The organism is Hymenobacter segetis (assembly GCF_038448715.1).
Lineage (GTDB): Bacteria > Bacteroidota > Bacteroidia > Cytophagales > Hymenobacteraceae > Hymenobacter > Hymenobacter segetis.
Genome location: NZ_JBCEVZ010000011.1, coordinates 18649 through 35472, shown reverse-complemented (window position 1 = coordinate 35472; position 16824 = coordinate 18649). Strand labels below are relative to the sequence as shown.

Here is a 16824-nt window from a genome sequence, read left to right as displayed (position 1 = left end):
TCAAACCTCCGATTTCGCGGTTAAATAAGCCATCCGGGCATCCTCCAGCTCGACCAATAGGGTAGCGCGTTGCCGTAGCAGTTCTGCCCCCACGTCTGGAGTGCGGCGGAACAGCCGGGCGGCGCGCAGCCGCCGCAGGCGGGCTTCCAGCGTGTTCCAATAGCTAAGGGCGTAGAAGCCGGTGAGGGGCAGACTGAGCACGTAGAGGGCCGTCAGGCGCCAGTCGTGGGTGAGGTAGTGCTGCACGGCCGCTGCTTGCAGCGCATAGGCCAGCGGGAAGGTTATCATACCCATTACCAGCATGATGGGCGCTACAAACTCCACATCCTTGGTGGCGCGCTTGGCCACGGCCGAGGGCAGAATGTAGGGCAAATAGTTATTAATCACCCCATAAAGCCACACCGGCGCGCCAAACACCAGGTTGAGCAGGCCCACCACGGAGCCGCGTCGCTGGCTATCAAGCGCTTCGTCGGTAATACCGTAGCGGCGCAGGTCGGCCAGGTAGGTTGCAAACTGGGTGCGGGCAGCGGTAAGACGCTCGGGAAAGTGCTGCTCGGCCCAGGGCAGTGCTTGCAGCAGGGTACGGCTCAGTTGGAAGTTGTCGTAGAGCGTGTCGGGGTCGTCGTCGGGGTTGAGGTGGTTGCCGAACGTGCGCTCAATCTGCTGCACAAAGGTGTCCTCGGCCGCGTCGCGGGTGATGACCAGGCGGCGTTCCAGCGCCACCCGAATGGCCTCGGTGAGTTGGTCGGCGGCCAGGTCGGGGTCCTGGGCGTAGGCGGTGGCGTAGTCGGCCACGATGATGGGCGGGGCCACGTTTAGCAGCACATCCGACCGAAATTTGCTGGGGTCGAAATAATTGGTAGCCACCGGCACCACCTTTAGGCCCAGCTTGAAGTGGTGCCGGGCCTCGGCCCCCAGCGCGATGCGGGCCGCGCCGGTTTTGAGGGGGCGCAGGCGGCGCTCGCTCACGCTGGTGCCCTCCGGGAAAATCATGATGGTGCCGCCCTTACCCAAATAATCGTAGCAGCGGCCAAACGTAGCCTCATTCTGCGCCGCCCGCTGCTCGGGTGTAACTGGCCCGCCCTGGCCCGCGTCCTGCGCCCGGTAGATGGGAATGGAGTTGCCCGATTCCATGATGGCCCGCAGAATGGGGTTGACGAAAAACGTGCTTTTGGCCAGGAAGGCGATGGGCTGGCGGCGGTTCACGGCCGCCAGCAGCGGGTCCATGAGGGTGTTGGGATGGTTGCCGGCCAGCAGGAGCGGGCCGGGTAGGTGCAGGCGTTCGGGGTGCCGCACCTCGATGCGGCGGAAAAAGACCCGCAGCGCTACCTGCACCAGCGGTTTCATCACAGTATAAAAGAGCATGGGCGGGAATACGGCGTGTGGCCCCGAAAGATAGGCCCGCGCCGCCCCCAAACGCCAAGCGCCGCCAAACCCAGGGGCTTGGCGGCGCTTGCTGCTGCTGCGATGAGCGGCGGGCTACTTCTTCTTTTTCTTTTCGGCCTTGGCTTTCGCCTTGGCCTTTTCTTCGTCGCGCTTTTCTTTCTCTTTGGCTTTTTTGGCAGCGGCTTCCTCCATTTTCTTGCGCTTACCGGGGTATTTGGCGTCGAAAACCATGACTTTGGCAATGCTGTCGGCATCAGCAATGGCCTTGCGGCTGGTCACGCGGCCGGTGAGCGACACGTAGTCACCCTCGGTGATTTGGGTGGTGGTGCCGTCGGAGGCCGTCACCACGCCGGCCGGGGTGATGGTGGTGCCGTTAATCAGCTTTTTATCGGCCGTGAGCGGGTTGCTGATGCCGAGTTCGGTGAGCACCACCCGGCCCTTCTGCATCGAGATACCGTCCTTAATCCCTTCGGTAGTAGCGGCGGCTACGCGCGGCTTGGGCTGCACGCGGCCCGGCCGCGCCGTCTGGGCCTGCGCCACGGCCATATTCAGCAAAGCCAACGCAAAAGCACCGAGGAGGGAGTTTTTGATTTTCATGGAAAATTTAAAAATAGAATAAGGAAAAGCGCAACAATAAATGCTTCCAGTAGGCAAATATAAGCCTTTTTCAGAACATAACAGTTGTGTTATGTTAGAGAGGAGTGCAAAATAGGATTTGTGATTAATGGGGACGAAAAGTCAACATTCTGGCACCGCTTGCGTTCAGTAGGGTATCCAACTTTGGTGCCGAAAATCAAGCGTCTCCGTTTCTGCATCGCCCGGAATCACTATACGAGAACGGGCGGCTCGTAGCGTAATGCTCCCCGCAAAATTGCCCGCAGCAGAAATTGGGCATTAATGCTGAATTTGCAGGGCGGCCGGCCGCCCCTGACCGCCGAATAACTCCATCGCATTTCCCCCATCCCGTGGACTACAAAGACTATTACAAGGCGCTGGGCGTGGATAAAAATGCCACGCCCGAGCAAATCAAGAAGGCATACCGCAAGCTGGCCCGCCAGCACCACCCCGACGTGAACCCCAACGACAAGGGTGCAGAGCAGAAATTCAAGGAAATCAATGAGGCCAACGAAGTCCTCAGCGACCCCGAGAAGCGGAAGAAGTATGACCAGTTCGGGGCCGACTGGCAGCGCTACCAGCAGCAGCCCGGCGGTGGCGCGGGCCGCGGCGGCCAGCCCGGCGGCGGCTTCGACTGGAGCCAGTACACCCAAGGCGGCGGGGGCGGCGGCAACCCCTTTGGCGAGGGCGAAGACTTCTCGGATTTCTTCGGCTCGCTCTTCGGCAACATGGGCGGCGGCGGGCGGCGGCCCGGCGGCACCCGCCCCGGCGCCGGCCCCGACTACCAGGCCGAGTTGGAAATGAGCCTGGAGGAAGCCTACCACGGCGGCCCCCGCACCATCACCGTCAACGGCAAAAACCTGCGCCTGACCATCGCGCCCGGCGTGGCCGACGGCCAGACCATCCGCCTGCGCGACCAGGGCGGCCCCGGCCGCAACGGCGGCCCCAACGGCGCGTTGCTCATCACCTTCCGCATCCGGCCCGATGCTCGCTATGCCCGCACCGGCGACGACCTCACGCAGGACGTGCCCGTAAGCATCTACAAGGCCCTGCTGGGCGGCGAGCAAACCGTGGAAACCCTCAGTGGCTCCGTCAAAATCAAGCTCAAACCCGAAACGGCCAACGGTACCCGCCTGCGGCTGCGCGGCAAGGGCTTCCCGGTGTATAAAAAGGAGGGCCAGTTCGGCGACCTCTACCTGCGCCTGAACCTGACCTTGCCCCAGCACCTCACCGACCAGGAAAAAGAACTGATTCAGCAGCTGGCAGCCCTGCGCCCTACCGAAGCCTAACCCATCCTCTTGTTCAGCATGGAAACGACCTTCATCACCCTCACCTTCCAGGAATGCTCGGTGCGCTACGGCCTAGCCCCGGCTGACCTGCGCGACTTCCTGCAAGCCGGCCTGCTCCGCGCCGCCCCCGCCCCCGAAACCGTCATCGTGGACGAGCCTGACGACCTGCCCCGCCTCGCCCGCCTGCACCATGAGTTGGGCCTATCCCCGGAAGCGCTGGATATCATCCTGGCCATGCGCCAGCGGCTGGTGCGCCTGCAAGCCAGCCTGGCCCGTGAAACGGCGCGGGCGCGGCAGCTGGAGAATTTCCTGTTGGGCGGCGGGGAGGTGCTGAATATTGAGAGCTGAGAGCAGCCTGTTTCAGTAGGAAAATACAACGGGCAGCAGTGGCGCAGTTGCTACTGGTAAGTGGCTAAACAAAAGGGTGCTTAGCGGATGCTTTGGGGATTGGAATGGTTTTTATTCTCCGCTCAGGGCACGACCGGCGGCTCTTGTTTGACGTTTACGAAACTCATCCCTTCGGGGCATTTCGCAAACGTTGATTCGTAGACGGGTTTTGTCCAATCGTCGGGCCCTGCAGAGGCCTACTCCCCCAATATTGGGCAGTAGGGAGCCGTTCAGGGAAAGGAGCAATCAATCAGCCTGTTTCAACAAAGGGCTGGCTAGCTGGCTATACGCCAGGCGCTGCATGGTCATTCCCTCGGGGGCTTCCAGCCGAATGGCCGTGAACGGCTTGCTGGGAAAGAATAGCTCCGTGCCCGTGCTCAGGCCGCCATCGGCAAACAGCTCTACGGAAGTAGCATCGAAGAATAGGGTGAGGTCGGCGGCGGGGAGCGTGGCCAGGCGCGGGGTGGTGTGTCGCCCGGCAAATTTGGTGCTGAACCCCGACGGGCCCGCCTTGCGGCGGTCAACGAAGTACTGCCGGGCCTTTGCGTCGTAGCCGATGCGCAATTCCTCGCCCGCCGTATTACTCAGCACCAGCGCAAAATCGCGTAGCTGCGCGGTGCTCAGGTCTAGGGAGAACTTATCGCCCGTAAACTGCAGGCGGTTGGTCAGATTAACCGCGCTGGTAGAGGCTTTGAGGTTTCGCAGCACCACCGCCGGCCGGGGGGACAGCTTGGCCAGCTCTTTCACCGGCTGCGAGGTGAGGTAGATTTCCGACCCGACCTGGCGCAGGCCCAGCTCGCGGGGGATGGTGGTGGCGTTGCGCCAAGGCGAAGTGGGCACTTGGTTGGCGTACTCCCAGTTGCTCATCCAGCCCAGAAAAATCTTGCGGGCGCCGGTGTTGGCCCACGTTACGCCCGCGTAGTTGTCCGGGCCGTAGTCGGCCCACTTGGTCTTGTCATTCAGCGGGGTGAATTTGTGGCCGTCGAAGCTGCCCACGAAATACTGCGTTCCCGAGCCGCCGTTGGGACCACCGGGGTTCAGATTGACGATGAGCACCCAGTGGGTTTTGCCATTGAGCGTGAGCGGGAACAGGTCGGGGCATTCCCATACGCCGCCATGCGCGCCCAGCTTCTCGCCAAACTCACTTTCCTTGGTCCAGTCTTTCAGGTTGGGTGAAGAGAAAAAGGTGATGCGGTCCTTGGTGGCCAGGGTCATTATCCACTTCTTTGCCACCTCGCTCCAGCTCACCTTCGGGTCCCGGAAATCGTGAATGCCGGGGTTTTTTAGCATGGGATTGCCGGCGTACTTGGTCCAGGTTTTACCGGCGTCGAGGCTGTAAGCCAGGCTTTGGTTCTGGAAGGTGTGGGTGCCGGCCTTCTCGCCCTTGGGGTCGTGGTGGGTGAAAATAGCTACCAGCGGCGTCTTACCATCCTTGCCGAAGCCAGAGGTGTTTTTGGCATCGACCACGGCGCTGCCGCTAAAAATATAGCCAAGGCTGTCGGGAAACAGGGCGATGGGCAACTCCTTCCAGCTGACTAAATCGGTGCTGGTGGCGTGGCCCCAGTGCATGGGCCCCCACACCGAAGCATCGGGATAATACTGGTAAAAGAGGTGATATGTGCCCTCATAATACACCATGCCGTTGGGGTCGTTCATCCAGTGCGCGGCCGGGCTGAAATGGTAGCCGGGGCGGTACTGGGGGGTGGCGGGCGGCACGGGGGCCTGCTGGGCATGGGCAAGCAAACTCACGCTGCAAAGCACGGAAAGGAGAAGGCGTTTCATGGACGGTAAAAGTTGGTGGGTTGAACTACTGCGTGACCGGTGCGCTCATCAACGCTCGGATATCGGCTTCTTCAAAGGCCGGCGTGGCGCCCTGGTGGGTGGCCACCAGCGCCCCGGCCGCGCAGGCAAAGTCTAGGGCCTGCTGCGGGGCTTGCCCCGTAACCCAGCCCTTGAGCAGAGCCGCCAAGAAGGCATCGCCGCTGCCAATGGTATCCTGCACCTGCACCGATACTCCGCCCGCCCGGTAGAGCTGGTTGTTGGTCCAGAGCAGGGCCCCATCGGCCCCGCAGGTTACGCACACCGCATCCAGGTTGAAGCGCTGGGCCAGCCAGGGAATGGCTGTGGCCGGCGCGCTGGCCACCCCAAACCATTCGATGATTTCGGCCAGCTCGTGGTGGTTCATTTTCACCAGATTGGCTTTTTTGAGCAGGTATTTTACCCCCTCGCGGTGGTAGTGCGGCGGGCGCATGTTCACATCAAACACCCGGAACTTTGCGCTTTCGAGCAAGCGGTAGAGCGTTTCGCGGGTACTGGCCTGCCGGGCCGCTAGGCTGCCGAAGACGAAAGCATCGGCACCGGCCACGGCGGTTTCCAGAGCGGCGTCGAAGTGAATGTAGTCCCAGGCCACGGGCTGCACAATCTTGTAGGTCACCTCGTTGGCGTCGTCCACGTTGGCTTTAACGATGCCGGTAAGGTGGGTTTTGCCGCGCTGGATAAGGTCGGTGGCCACGCCTTTTGATTCCACGAAATCGAGCAGCTCAGTACCTAGCTCATCGTCGCCCACGCGGCTGATGAAGCGCACGGGAAGCCCCAGCTGGTGCAGGTGCACGGCCACGTTGAAGGGCGCGCCGCCCGGCTGCTTGCCGGAGGGCAGGATGTCCCAGAGGATTTCGCCGAAGCAGGCAACAGAAGGAAACATAGCCATAGCAGTAGTCAGTTATTTGTGGTCAGGACAAGCGAATTGCATGGGAAATCAATGCAGCACCAGTGCCTTATCAGCGGCTTCGAGGGTGGTGCCTTTGGTTTCCGGCATCATTTTCCAGACGTACAGCAATTGCAGCACCATCATGGCGCAGAAGAAGGCAAACGTGTTGCCGCCGCCCAGGTGCTCGGCAAACCAGGGAAATGTGAAGGCAATGGCCGCTGCCATCACCCAGTGCGTGCTGGAGCCCAGCGCCTGCCCTTTGGCCCGCACCGCGCTGGGGAATATCTCGCTGATAAACACCCAGATAACCGCGCCCTGCGAAAAGGCAAAGAAGCCGATGTACACAAACAGCAGCACCGGCACCAGCATGCCGCCAAACTCCTGCAGGTAGAACGCACGCGCCACCAGCCCCAGCGTGGCAATAAGCCCCACCGAGCCCACCAGCATGAGCTTGCGCCGCCCAAACCGGTCGATGATATTGACGCCCAGTAGCGTGAAGCAGAAATTAACCAGCCCAATGCCGGCCGACGACAGCAGCGCCGTGCCCTGGCCCAGCCCCGTCATCTCGAAAATGCGCGGCGCGTAGTAAATGATGGCGTTGATGCCGGCCAGCTGGTTGAACATGGCAAACAGCACCGCCAGCAGCACCGGCCGCCGGTACTGCGGCGCCCACAGCGACTCGCCAGGGCCGGCCTCGGCGGCGTTGGCCACCAGAATGGTTTGCACGTTCTCGTTGGCTGTGGCGGGGTCGATGCGCTCGAACACGGCGCGGGCGTCCTCCACGCGGTGCTGGCGGAGCAGCCAGCGCGGGCTTTCGGGGATGCGGAACAGCAGCAGGAAGAAGGCGATGCTCGGCACGGCCTGCACGCCCAGCATCCAGCGCCAGGCGTCGGGCCCGATGTCTTTCAGGAGATAGTTAGACAGGTACGCCATGAGAATACCGAATACGACGTTGAACTGGAACATGCCCACCATGCGGCCCCGCGACTCGGGCGGCGACACTTCGGAGATGTACAGCGGCGCCGTAACCGACGACGCGCCAACCCCCAGCCCGCCCAAAAAGCGGAAAATCATAAACGGCACCCAGGCCGGCGACAGCGCCGCGCCCACCGCCGACACCAGGTACAGCACCGCAATCCAGGTGAGGGTGCGGCGGCGGCCCAGCGCGTCGCTCGGAATACCGCCGAAGATGGCGCCTATCACCGTGCCAATGAGGGCGATGGAAATGGTGAAGCCGTGCTCCCAGGCCGTGAGGTTCCACACTTGCTGGATGGCCTTTTCGGCTCCGGAAATCACGGCCGTATCGAAGCCGAACAGGAAGCCGCCCAGCGCCACCACGATGGACCAGAAGAAGACGTTATTTTTCACAATGGATTGATGAAAAGGTGAAACCATGCGCCTCAACTCAAACTCCCGCCCCACTTGCCGGGGCACTTGTTCCCACCACGCCGCCGGGGCGCGGGGCAGAAGCTGAGTTGGGTAAGCGCGGCACTACCAGCCGGGGTTTTGCTGGTATAGTCCTCGGCTGAAGTTGATTTGGTTGAGCGGAATGGGCATGTACTCGTCGCGGCCGGCCGTGAAATTAGCCGTGGTCAGGTACTGGCGCTTGGTTTTTTCCACGCTGAAATACGTGTTCAGGTACGTGGCAGCGATGCCCCAGCGGGTGAGGTCGAAGAAGCGGTAGCCTTCCATGGCAAACTCCAGGCGGCGCTCGAAACGCAGGGCTTCGCGGGCGTAGGCCTGTGTCCAGCCGCTGCTGGGGTAGAGGCCGATGCGGTAGTTGGAGATGGGCTGGCCGGCGCTGTTTTTCAGCCGGGCGGTGCTGTTTTGGGCGCGCTGGCGAATCTGGTTGATGATGGGCAGTGCCTCGGCCGCCCGGTTGAGCTCAATCAGGGCTTCGGCCTTCCAGAGCAGCACGTCGGCGTAGCGGATGACGGTCCAGTTCTTCGAAGTGCTCATGAATGGCGGGTTCTTCTGGAAGCTGGGGTCGGAAGGCAACACATTCTCCTTCATCGACATGAAGTAGCCGTACACCTGCGGCACGCGCACCCACGAGTTCTGAAACACGAACGTGGGGTCGTATTTGTAAGGGTGCGTGGGGATGGCCACGGTGTGGTCGAGGCGCGGGTCCACGGCGTTGGCCTGGAAGTCGGCGGGCACATCGGCGCGCAGGTCGCTGTTGTTGAAGGTGGTGAAGAGCGGCAGGCCCTGCGCGTCGGTCTTGTAGGCGTTCACCAGGTTCTGGCTGGGCTGGTGGAAGCTGCAGCAGCCGTAGTCGGGGTTCATGGGGTAGTTCAGCTCGTTGCCGCGGTCGGTGCGGCCCTTGGGCGTGCCGTCGTTGCGCGAAAACTGGATGGCGAACACCGATTCGCGGCTGTTGTCGCCCACGGTCAGGAAGTTGGTGGCGTAGTCGGCGTTCAGGGCGTAGCCGGCGGTGCTCACCTGGTCGCAGAGCGACACCACTTCCGTCAGCTTCGCTTGGTCGATGCCCGTCACGGCGTTGTTATCGTTCTGCGTGTAAGCCTGGTAGAGAAGGGTTTTCGCCAGATAAGCCTGGGCGGCCGACTTGGTGGCCCGGCCGACTTCGGGCTGCGTGGCCGGCAGGTTGGCCGCCGCAAAGCGGAAGTCATCGGCAATTTTGCCCCAGAGCGCGTCGTTGCTCAGGGCCACGTTCGAAACGGTGGCGTAGTCATTCGTGGCCACGGTTTGGTCGATGTAGGGCACGCGCTTGAACACCTCTTTCAGCAGGAAGTAGAAGTGGCCGCGCAGGAAGCGGGCCTCGCCCTGGCGAATGGCCTTGTTGGGCATGGCCGCGTCGCTCACGGCATCGAGGCGGCGCAGGGCATCGTTGGCGCGCGACACGCCGATGTAGAGCAGAAACCACAGCTCGTCGGTGTTGCCCACGTCGACGCGGTTAAAAGCGAAGGTTTCGTAGAAGTGGAAGGCGTCCACGTCGGCGGTGCCGCCGCCGCCCTTGTAGGCATCGCCGGCCCGCACGTTGCCGTAGGGCCACATGGAGGTGTAGGGCGTGCGGTACACGTCGTTGCCCAGCTGCGAGTAGGCAGCAATCACCTGCTTCTCAATGTTGGCGGGGGTATTCAGCTGCTCATCGGTCAGTGCACCGGTGGGGTCTACTTCGAGGAATTTCTTGTCGGAGCAGCCGAAGGAGAGCGACAGCAGGGAACAGGCCAGCGCGAGGGTTTTAATCGATTTCATGGCGAGGGAATTTTGCTGGCTTTAGAAGGAGAGGTTAAGGCCGGTGGTGTAAATCAGCGGCACCGGGTATTGGTAGTTCGTCACTTCGGGGTCGGGGCCGGTGAACTGCTTGCTCTTGCCGAGCAGGAAATTCTGCGCCTGCACGTAGATGCGCACTCCTTGCAGCTTCACTTTACCGGCCACCTCTGTGGGCAGTGAATAGCCCAGCTGCACGTTGCGCAGCTTCAGGTAAGAAGCATTTTCGATGAAGTAGGTAGAAGCGCGGCCCTCATTGTTGGAGTTGATGAGGGTGGCCGCCGGAATGGTCGAGCCGGTGTTCGAGGGCGTCCACGCATCGAGCAGGCGCTGGCCCCAGTTCTCGCCGGAGGCCAGCGAGGAGAAGTCGGTGCGGAACTTGGAGTTGTTGTAGGCATAGAGGCCCTGCACCCCTTGCAGGAAAACCTGCAGGTCAAACCCCTTGTAGCCAGCGCCTAAGTTCAGGCCGTAGCTGTAGGCCGGCACGCCCTCCGAAATCCATGTCTGGTCGAAGTTGTCGACTTTGCCGTCACCGTTCAGGTCCTTGTAGCGAATGCGGCCGGGGGCGGCACCCACCTGGGTGGCGGCCCCGCTCACCTCAGCGGCGCTCTGGAACAGGCCGTCGGCCACGTAGCCGTAGGTGGCGTTGATGGAGTGGCCCAGGCGGGTCACGTCCTTGCCGTTGCCGCCGTAGGCGTTAATCACCTCATCGGGCAGAAAAGTCAGCTTGTTGCGGAAGGTCGAGACGTTGCCTGTGATGTTATAGGTCAGGCCGTTCTCCAGCTTGTTCTGGTAGCCGAGCAGGAATTCCCAGCCCTTGTTTTGGATGGAGGCCCCGTTCACAAACTGGTCGCCGCCCTCGCCCACTACGGCTAGGTAGGGCAGGTTCACCAGAATGTCCTTGCTGTTCTTCACGAAGTAGTCGACCGAGCCCGTCAGCTTGTTGTCGAGGAAGCCAAAGTCCACGCCCACATTGGTTTGGGTGGTGGTTTCCCACTTCAGGTTGGGGTTGGCGCGCTGCACGCGGCGGTAGCCCGAGGGCAGGGCCGTGTTGTTGCCGTAAATGTCGTAGGCCGTGCCGTGGTCGTAGTCGAAGTTAGGGTCCAGGGTGCCCAGCAGGGACTGGTACAGGCCCCGGGAGGCAAAGTTGGCAATGTCCTGGTTGCCCGTCTGGCCCCAGCCCGCCCGCAGCTTGAAGTCGGAGATAAACGGCGCGCTGTTCTTCACGAAGGCTTCCTCGCTCAGGCGCCAGCCCACCGACAGCGCCGGGAAAATACCGAACTGGTTAGCTGCTCCGAAGCGCGACGAACCGTCGCGCCGGATGGTGGCCGACGCCAGGTACTTATCGGCAAACGCGTAGTTGACCTTAGCGAAGTACGAGGCCAGCCGGTAGGCCGTGGCCGAGCCGCCGTTGTCCTTATTGGCCGAGCCGGCGTCCAGCACCACGTAGTTGGGGTCTTCGGTGGCGAAGTTGGTGCGCGAGGCGTAGGTGCTCTCAAAATTGTAGCTGATGCGCTCGTTGCCCAGCAGCACGTCCAGCTGGTGCTTTTCGCCTAGGGGCACGCTGTAGTTCAACGTGTTCTGCCACGTCCAGCTGCCCCCAAAATTATTGTTGACGGTCACCCGGTTATCCTGGTTGGAAAGAAAGCCGGCCTTAAACGTCTTATACAGCTCGGTGTACTTAAACAGGCTGTAGTCGACGCCGAAGCTGGTGCGCAGGTGCAGGCCCTTCAGGATTTCCGCATCGGCAAACACGTTGCCGAACGCCCGGCCGGTATTGGAGCGGTTCTGCTGGTTATCCGTGAGCAGGCGCAGCGGATTGTCGCGGTCGCTCATGCCGGCCACCGGGCCGCCCCAGCCCACGCCGTCCACAGTGTGGACCGGCACGATGGAGGGCAGCTGGCTACTGCGGTCGCGTATCAGGTTCAGGTCGTACTGGGCCTGCTGGGTTTTGGCCAGCGTCAGGTTTTCGCCCACTTTCAGCTTGCCGCCGAAAAAGTTGTAATCCGAGTTCAGGCGGGCCGTGAAACGGTTCAGTCCCGTGTACTTCAGCGTGCCGGAGTTGTCGTAGTAGTTCAGCGAGAACAGCGCCCCGCCCCGCTCGCCGCCGCTGCTCACGCTCAGGTTGTACTGCTGGATGAGGGCATCCTGCTGGGTTTGCTTAAACCAGTCGGTATCGGCCGAGCGCATGGTCTTGTCGGCATCGATGAACTCGGGGACTACCACCTGGTCGAGCACTGGCTGGCCGGTGGCATCCAGGTGCGACTGATAGCTATAAAACGGGATGCTGGGGGGAGTGTGGTCGTTGGCGGAGGCCTGCCAGTACACCTTGCCGTAGTCCAGCGTGTTCAGCATCTGAATGTGCGGCCCGGCTTTCTGCAGGGTAAAAAAGGTGGAGAAATCGACGCGGGTGGCGCCTTTCTTGGCCTTCTTCGTGGTGATAATAATCACGCCGTTGCCGGCCCGGGAGCCGTAGATGCTGGCCGCCGAAGCGTCTTTCAGCACCTGAATGCTCTCGATGTCGTTTTGGTTAATCTGCCCGATGCCCTCTTTGGTCGGAATGCCGTCGATGACATAGAGCGGGTCGTTGTTACCCAGCGTGCCGAAGCCGCGGATGCGCACCGTGGCCCCGCTGCCGGGGGCCCCGTCGGTGGTGATGTTCACGCCCGGCACACGGCCCTGCAGGTTGCGCGTCACGTCGCTCGAGGCCATGCCCTTCACCTCATCTACCTTGATGACCGACACAGCCCCCGTCAGGTCGGCCTTGCGCTGGGTCTGGTAGCCGGTCACCACTACTTCATCCAGGGCGGCCACGTCGGCGGCCAGCTGGGCCGCTACCGTCGTTTGGCTGCCCACTGGCACCTCCTGGGTTTTATAGCCCACGAAGGAGAAAATCAGCGTCGCGTTGTCGGGTACGCTGATGGCAAAGCTGCCATCGGGGCCGGTGCTGGTGCCCAGGGCCGTGCCCTTCACAAGTACCGTCACGCCGGGCAGGCCTTCGCCTTTCTCGTCGGTCACCTTACCCGTGATAGGCCGGTCGGCCATCTTGGCGTGAGCGGGGCCGGCCGGCCGGCCGGCTTCGGCGGGGCCCGCCGCCAGGGCCGGGCCGCCGGCGAGCAGCGCCACCAGCGCCGCTTGCGGAAGAGAATGTAGCAGTGAGTTCATGCGTTTTTGAGTGGGATGAAACAGCAGAGAAAAGAACCAGTCACCTCCCGGCTACCCTAAGCAGCGGGTTGATTGATGATTCAAATTTCCGGCGGCAATCCCCGGCGGGCTTGCTCAATCCTCTCAAAAGCGTTAACTATTCGTTCACTGCATGAAATGTATTTTGTTTTTTGATTGTCAACTACTTACGTCATTGCAAACGATTGGGAATCTATTTCAGATTACACCCATGTTACCTGGCTTTCACTTTCCGTTCAGCCCACGGGCGCAATGTGTAAGGCGCGGTACTCGGAAGGCGAAATCTGGTAACGCCCCTTAAAGCTGGTGGAGAAGTAGGAGGGCGAATTGAACCCCAATTGATAAGCCACCTCCGCAATGGTGAGGGATTCATCAAGCAATAGCTGGCGGGCTTTGGTAAGCCGGACGCTTTGGATAAAGTCCGTCGGGCTGGTGCCGAGCACGGCCTTCACCTTGCGGTAGAGCTGCACCCGCGAGATGCCCAAGCTGCGCGCCACGTCCTCCACGCTCAGGTCGGCCCGCTCCAGATTGGCCTCTACAATGGCCGAGAAGGTGGCCAGAAATCTCTGGTCGACGCGCTGGGCCGGGGCCACGGTGGCCGTGTCCACGCTCAGTTCGCGGCGGAAGTGCTCGCGCTGCCGCTCGCGGTTGCCGAGCAGCGTGCGCAGGCTTTCGAGCAGGAAGGTGGGGTTGAAGGGCTTGGTGAGGTAGAGGTCGGCCCCGGCCTGCACGCCCTCTACCTGCTGCTCGGGCGCGCCCTGGGCCGTGAGCAGCACAATGGGAATGTGGGAAGTGCGCCAGTCGCCCTTTAGCTGCACCACCAGCTCCAGCCCGCTGACTTCGGGCATCATCACGTCGCTCACGATGAGGTCGGGAATCAACTCGGCGGCCAGGCGCAGGCCCGCCGCTCCGTCGGTAGCCGTGCGTATCTGGAAATGCGGGCGCAGCTTCTGGGCCAGAAAGGCGTTAACCTCCTCATTGTCTTCGATAATCAGCACCAGCGCGTCCCGGCCTTCGCCGGTGGCAAAGCGGGCTTCGAAGTCCTCATCGGTCGCCATCGGGGCCGCCACCAGGGCTTCCTCTACCAGCGGCCCCAGGCTGGGCATGCTGGCTTTGCCCGGTGCCAGCAGCGCATCCGGCAGGTTGAGGGGCAGCGTGACCACAAAGGTGCTGCCCTGGCCCGGCCGGCTCGCAAACGTGAGCTGCCCCAGGTGCAAACGGGTGAGCCCCAGAGCCAGGGCCAGGCCCATACCCGAGCCTTGCGCGCCCGGGTGCTGCCCTTGGTAAAACCACTCGAAGATGTGCGCCTGGTCCTGCTCACTGATGCCCCGGCCGGTATCTTCCACGCTCACCCGCACGGTGCGCTCAGTGGGCAGGGCCTCAATGCTCACGGTCACCTGCCCGTGCTCCGGGGTGAATTTCAGGGCGTTGGCCAGCAGGTTGAAGAACACCTTGTCCAGAATGTTTACATCAAAGGGCAGGCTGATGACGGGCTCGGCGGGCAAAAAACAAAGCGTCACCCCCTTCTGCCGGGCCGACTTCTCGAAGGAATCCAGGATTTCCCGCACAAAGGCCACGAGGTTGCCCTCGGTGGCGTGCACCGGCATTTTGCCCACGTCAATCTTCCGGAAATCCATGAGCTGGTTCACCAAGCGCAGCAGGCGCTGGGCGTTGCGGCGCACCAGGCCCAGGTCGTGGCGGTGGGCCGCATCAAAGGAAGTGCCGCTGGTCAGCATTTCCTCCACCGGCCCCAGAATGAGGGTGAGCGGCGTGCGTAGCTCGTGCGAGAAGTTGGTGAAGAAGCGCAGCTTGGCCTCGGTCTCCACCTTCGCCCGCTCGGCATACGTCTGAATCTGGTTGCGCTGAGAGCGGATTTCATCGTTTTGCCCGGCCAGCACGCGGGTAATGCGGCGGTTGGCCCGCAGCGCGCGCCACGCCAGCAGGCCCAGCGCCGCTGCCACCAGCAGCGCCCCGGCCAGCACGTACAGCACGGTTTGCTGGCTGGCGTAGGTATCGCGCTGTTGCTGCAGCAGCCGCTGCTGCCGCTGAATGTCCTGCTGCTGGCTCGACAGCTGCTCGGTTTGCATCTTCATGGTCAGCACGTTGGTCGAGTCGATAACCATGGTGCCGAGAATATTCTCCTTCGCATAGGGGCGGTGCTCCAGGATGTTCATGGCCGTGCGAATGGCTTCCTCGCCGCCCGGCGGGTAGAGCAGCGTAGCCGTCAGCACGCCGTCCTGCACAAACTGAATGCCGCCGTGCAGGCCCGGCAGCCCGTCCACGCCCACCACCCGGATGCGGCGGTCCAGCCCCAGCTGCTTGCACACCTGGTAGGCCCCCAGGGCCATGCGGTCGTTGTGCGCAAAAATCACATTCACCTCGGGGTGGGCCCGCAGCACGGCGGGCAGGCGGGTAATCACCGACGGCCGCTTCCAGTCGCCTTGCACCCGGGCCACCAGGTGAAGGCCGGGGTAGGCCGCCAGGGCGTTGGCCAGCCCGCGGTGCCGGTCGACGGCCGGCGATGCCCCGGCCAGCCCTTCGATTTCCAATACATTTCCGCGACCAGCGAGCAGGCTGCCGATGTACCGCCCCGCAGCCTGGCCTATTTCCAGGTTGTTGCCTCCCACGTAGGCCGTGTACAACTTGGAGGCAATGCGCCGGTCCAGGATGACCACCGGAATGCCGCGATTGAAAGCTTCCTCCACCACCGGCGTTACGGGCTCGGCTTCGTTGGCCGATACAATTAAGAGGTCAATTCCCTCCTTCAGAAATTCCTGAATTTGTTGCTGCTGGCGGTTGCTATTGTCGCGCGCGTCTTTCAGGCGGAATGTCACATTCGGGTAGAAGCTCAGCTCTTTACGCATGCCGGCCAGCATGGCTTGCCGCCAGGCATCGCCGGTGGTGCATTGCGAGAACCCGATGGTGTAGTGCCGCGGAGGGGCGGCTTGGACTGGACTGCTTGCCCTGCCCAAGAACAAGCCGATGCACAGCACCCACCCAACAATTAGGCGGACACTGGTAAACGTATAAGGCATTCTATCGCGCATATTGGATGTTACACCTCCTTCTCTTTAGAAGCACCATGAGTGGTGTTTAGCAGAAAAATAAGATGTAAATAAGGGTAGTTATTTTAACATGCTGCCCGCAACGATAAAATCCACGCTACTATTTCTAACTTAAGCTCACCCTGTCGGCTCACGCCACGGCCAGCGCCAGCAGCAACCCCGCCAGCGTGGCCGCCAGCTTGGGCCAGTTGAGCCGGTGCTCCGGGCTGGTTTCAAACAGAATGGTGGTCGAAACGTGCAGGAAATTGCCCGCTACCAGCCCCAGTAGCGCCGCGTACCAGCCGCTGCTCAGCAGCTGCGAGAGCACTACATAGTTGCTGATGATAATACCCACCGGCGAGGCCAGCGCGAAAATCAGCAGCCCCGGCCACACCCGCCGGAAGCTGCCCAGCCGCAGCCGCAGCAGCGTGGCCAGCGCAAAGGCCGCTGGCATGTGGTGCAGCGCCACGCCCACCACAATGGCGTAGAAATTCTGGCTCACTTGGCCCACTTCCGGGCTGTGCACCAGAATGCTGCCTTCCAGAAACGAGTGCACCACCAGCGCTGCCAGCAGCAAAAAAGGCACCCTGCCTACACCCTCGTGCGGGCTGTGGGCGGCTTCGTGGTGCACGTGCCCATGCTCCACGCCTTGCGAGAGCACCTCCAGCAGCAATTGCCCAAAAAAGCCGGCCAGCACCCAGTAGCCTACCCGTGTCGGGTGTTCGGGCAGCAATTGCAGCGCCTCGGGCAGAATGTGCGTGACCGTGAGCGTGAACAGATACGCCCCGCTAAAGGCCAGCAGCGGCTTCAGCCACTGCCCGCCGCGCGCCACTGGCACCCAGGCTGCCGCCGCGCCCGCGCCCAGCACCGTGAGCAGCAGCAGAAAAATTGCAAACCCCATACAGTAAAGAATGAGGAATGAAGAATGAGGAATGAAGAATGAAGGACTGACAGCACAAGCGTCAGTTCCTCATTCTTCATT

Annotated in this window: 11 protein-coding genes; 2 read left to right on the top strand and 9 right to left on the bottom strand. The window is 62.0% G+C overall.

All coding sequences use genetic code 11. The features are described 5' to 3' along the window. Positions 1-1365, bottom strand: a complete 1365-nt coding sequence (locus AAFH49_RS06710; protein WP_342296794.1) for a lysophospholipid acyltransferase family protein — start codon at positions 1363-1365, stop codon at positions 1-3. Positions 1366-1479: 114 nt separating this feature from the next. Further along, positions 1480-1983 carry a DUF6799 domain-containing protein gene (locus tag AAFH49_RS06705; protein WP_342296792.1) on the bottom strand — a complete coding sequence of 168 codons (504 nt, stop codon included), beginning with the start codon at positions 1981-1983 and terminating at the stop codon, positions 1480-1482. 368 nt (positions 1984-2351) lie between these two features. On the opposite strand from AAFH49_RS06705, the gene AAFH49_RS06700 reads away from it, so the two are divergent. Both AAFH49_RS06700 and AAFH49_RS06695 read left to right on the top strand, forming a co-directional pair. Beyond that, positions 2352-3290: a DnaJ C-terminal domain-containing protein gene (locus AAFH49_RS06700; protein ID WP_342296790.1), complete on the top strand. Its 939-nt coding sequence runs from the start codon at positions 2352-2354 to the stop codon at positions 3288-3290. A gap of 18 nt (positions 3291-3308) precedes the next feature. Then, on the top strand, positions 3309-3638 hold the full coding sequence (locus tag AAFH49_RS06695; protein WP_342296789.1) for a chaperone modulator CbpM: 330 nt from the start codon (positions 3309-3311) through the stop codon (positions 3636-3638). A gap of 285 nt (positions 3639-3923) precedes the next feature. On the opposite strand, the gene AAFH49_RS06690 is transcribed toward AAFH49_RS06695, so the two are convergent. The 7 genes from AAFH49_RS06690 to AAFH49_RS06660 all read right to left on the bottom strand — a co-directional run bounded on the left by AAFH49_RS06690 (position 3924) and on the right by AAFH49_RS06660 (position 16743). Further along, positions 3924-5459, bottom strand: a complete 1536-nt coding sequence (locus tag AAFH49_RS06690; protein WP_342296788.1) for a glycoside hydrolase family 32 protein — start codon at positions 5457-5459, stop codon at positions 3924-3926. 25 nt (positions 5460-5484) lie between these two features. Beyond that, the gene (locus tag AAFH49_RS06685) at positions 5485-6378 is read right to left on the bottom strand and encodes a carbohydrate kinase family protein (protein WP_342296787.1); all 894 of its coding nucleotides are present in this window, start codon (positions 6376-6378) and stop codon (positions 5485-5487) included. Between the two features lie 54 nt (positions 6379-6432). Further along, a complete protein-coding gene (locus AAFH49_RS06680) occupies positions 6433-7779 on the bottom strand; it encodes a sugar porter family MFS transporter (RefSeq protein ID WP_342296785.1) in 1347 nt (448 codons plus the stop codon). A gap of 96 nt (positions 7780-7875) precedes the next feature. Beyond that, on the bottom strand, positions 7876-9600 hold the full coding sequence (locus AAFH49_RS06675; RefSeq protein ID WP_342296784.1) for a RagB/SusD family nutrient uptake outer membrane protein: 1725 nt from the start codon (positions 9598-9600) through the stop codon (positions 7876-7878). Positions 9601-9621: 21 nt separating this feature from the next. Beyond that, positions 9622-12780 (bottom strand): SusC/RagA family TonB-linked outer membrane protein, encoded by a 3159-nt coding sequence (locus tag AAFH49_RS06670; protein ID WP_342296783.1) that lies wholly within the window; start codon positions 12778-12780, stop codon positions 9622-9624. A 254-nt stretch (positions 12781-13034) separates the two neighbouring features. Then, the gene (locus tag AAFH49_RS06665; protein ID WP_342296782.1) at positions 13035-15833 is read right to left on the bottom strand and encodes a substrate-binding domain-containing protein; all 2799 of its coding nucleotides are present in this window, start codon (positions 15831-15833) and stop codon (positions 13035-13037) included. Between the two features lie 160 nt (positions 15834-15993). Then, entirely contained in the window at positions 15994-16743 is a 750-nt protein-coding gene (locus tag AAFH49_RS06660; protein ID WP_342296780.1) for a ZIP family metal transporter, read from the bottom strand. Between the last annotated feature and the right edge of the window lie 81 nt (positions 16744-16824).

Bases quoted from the DNA above. Each gene is read 5' to 3' on its own strand.
- AAFH49_RS06680 (WP_342296785.1), bottom strand. From the start codon at position 7,779: ATGGTTTCACCTTTTCATCAATCCATTGTGAAAAATAACGTCTTCTTC.
- AAFH49_RS06695 (WP_342296789.1), top strand. From the start codon at position 3,309: ATGGAAACGACCTTCATCACCCTCACCTTCCAGGAATGCTCGGTGCGC.
- AAFH49_RS06670 (WP_342296783.1), bottom strand. From the start codon at position 12,780: ATGAACTCACTGCTACATTCTCTTCCGCAAGCGGCGCTGGTGGCGCTG.
- AAFH49_RS06685 (WP_342296787.1), bottom strand. From the start codon at position 6,378: ATGTTTCCTTCTGTTGCCTGCTTCGGCGAAATCCTCTGGGACATCCTG.
- AAFH49_RS06710 (WP_342296794.1), bottom strand. From the start codon at position 1,365: ATGCTCTTTTATACTGTGATGAAACCGCTGGTGCAGGTAGCGCTGCGG.
- AAFH49_RS06705 (WP_342296792.1), bottom strand. From the start codon at position 1,983: ATGAAAATCAAAAACTCCCTCCTCGGTGCTTTTGCGTTGGCTTTGCTG.
- AAFH49_RS06665 (WP_342296782.1), bottom strand. From the start codon at position 15,833: ATGCCTTATACGTTTACCAGTGTCCGCCTAATTGTTGGGTGGGTGCTG.
- AAFH49_RS06660 (WP_342296780.1), bottom strand. From the start codon at position 16,743: ATGGGGTTTGCAATTTTTCTGCTGCTGCTCACGGTGCTGGGCGCGGGC.
- AAFH49_RS06690 (WP_342296788.1), bottom strand. From the start codon at position 5,459: ATGAAACGCCTTCTCCTTTCCGTGCTTTGCAGCGTGAGTTTGCTTGCC.
- AAFH49_RS06675 (WP_342296784.1), bottom strand. From the start codon at position 9,600: ATGAAATCGATTAAAACCCTCGCGCTGGCCTGTTCCCTGCTGTCGCTC.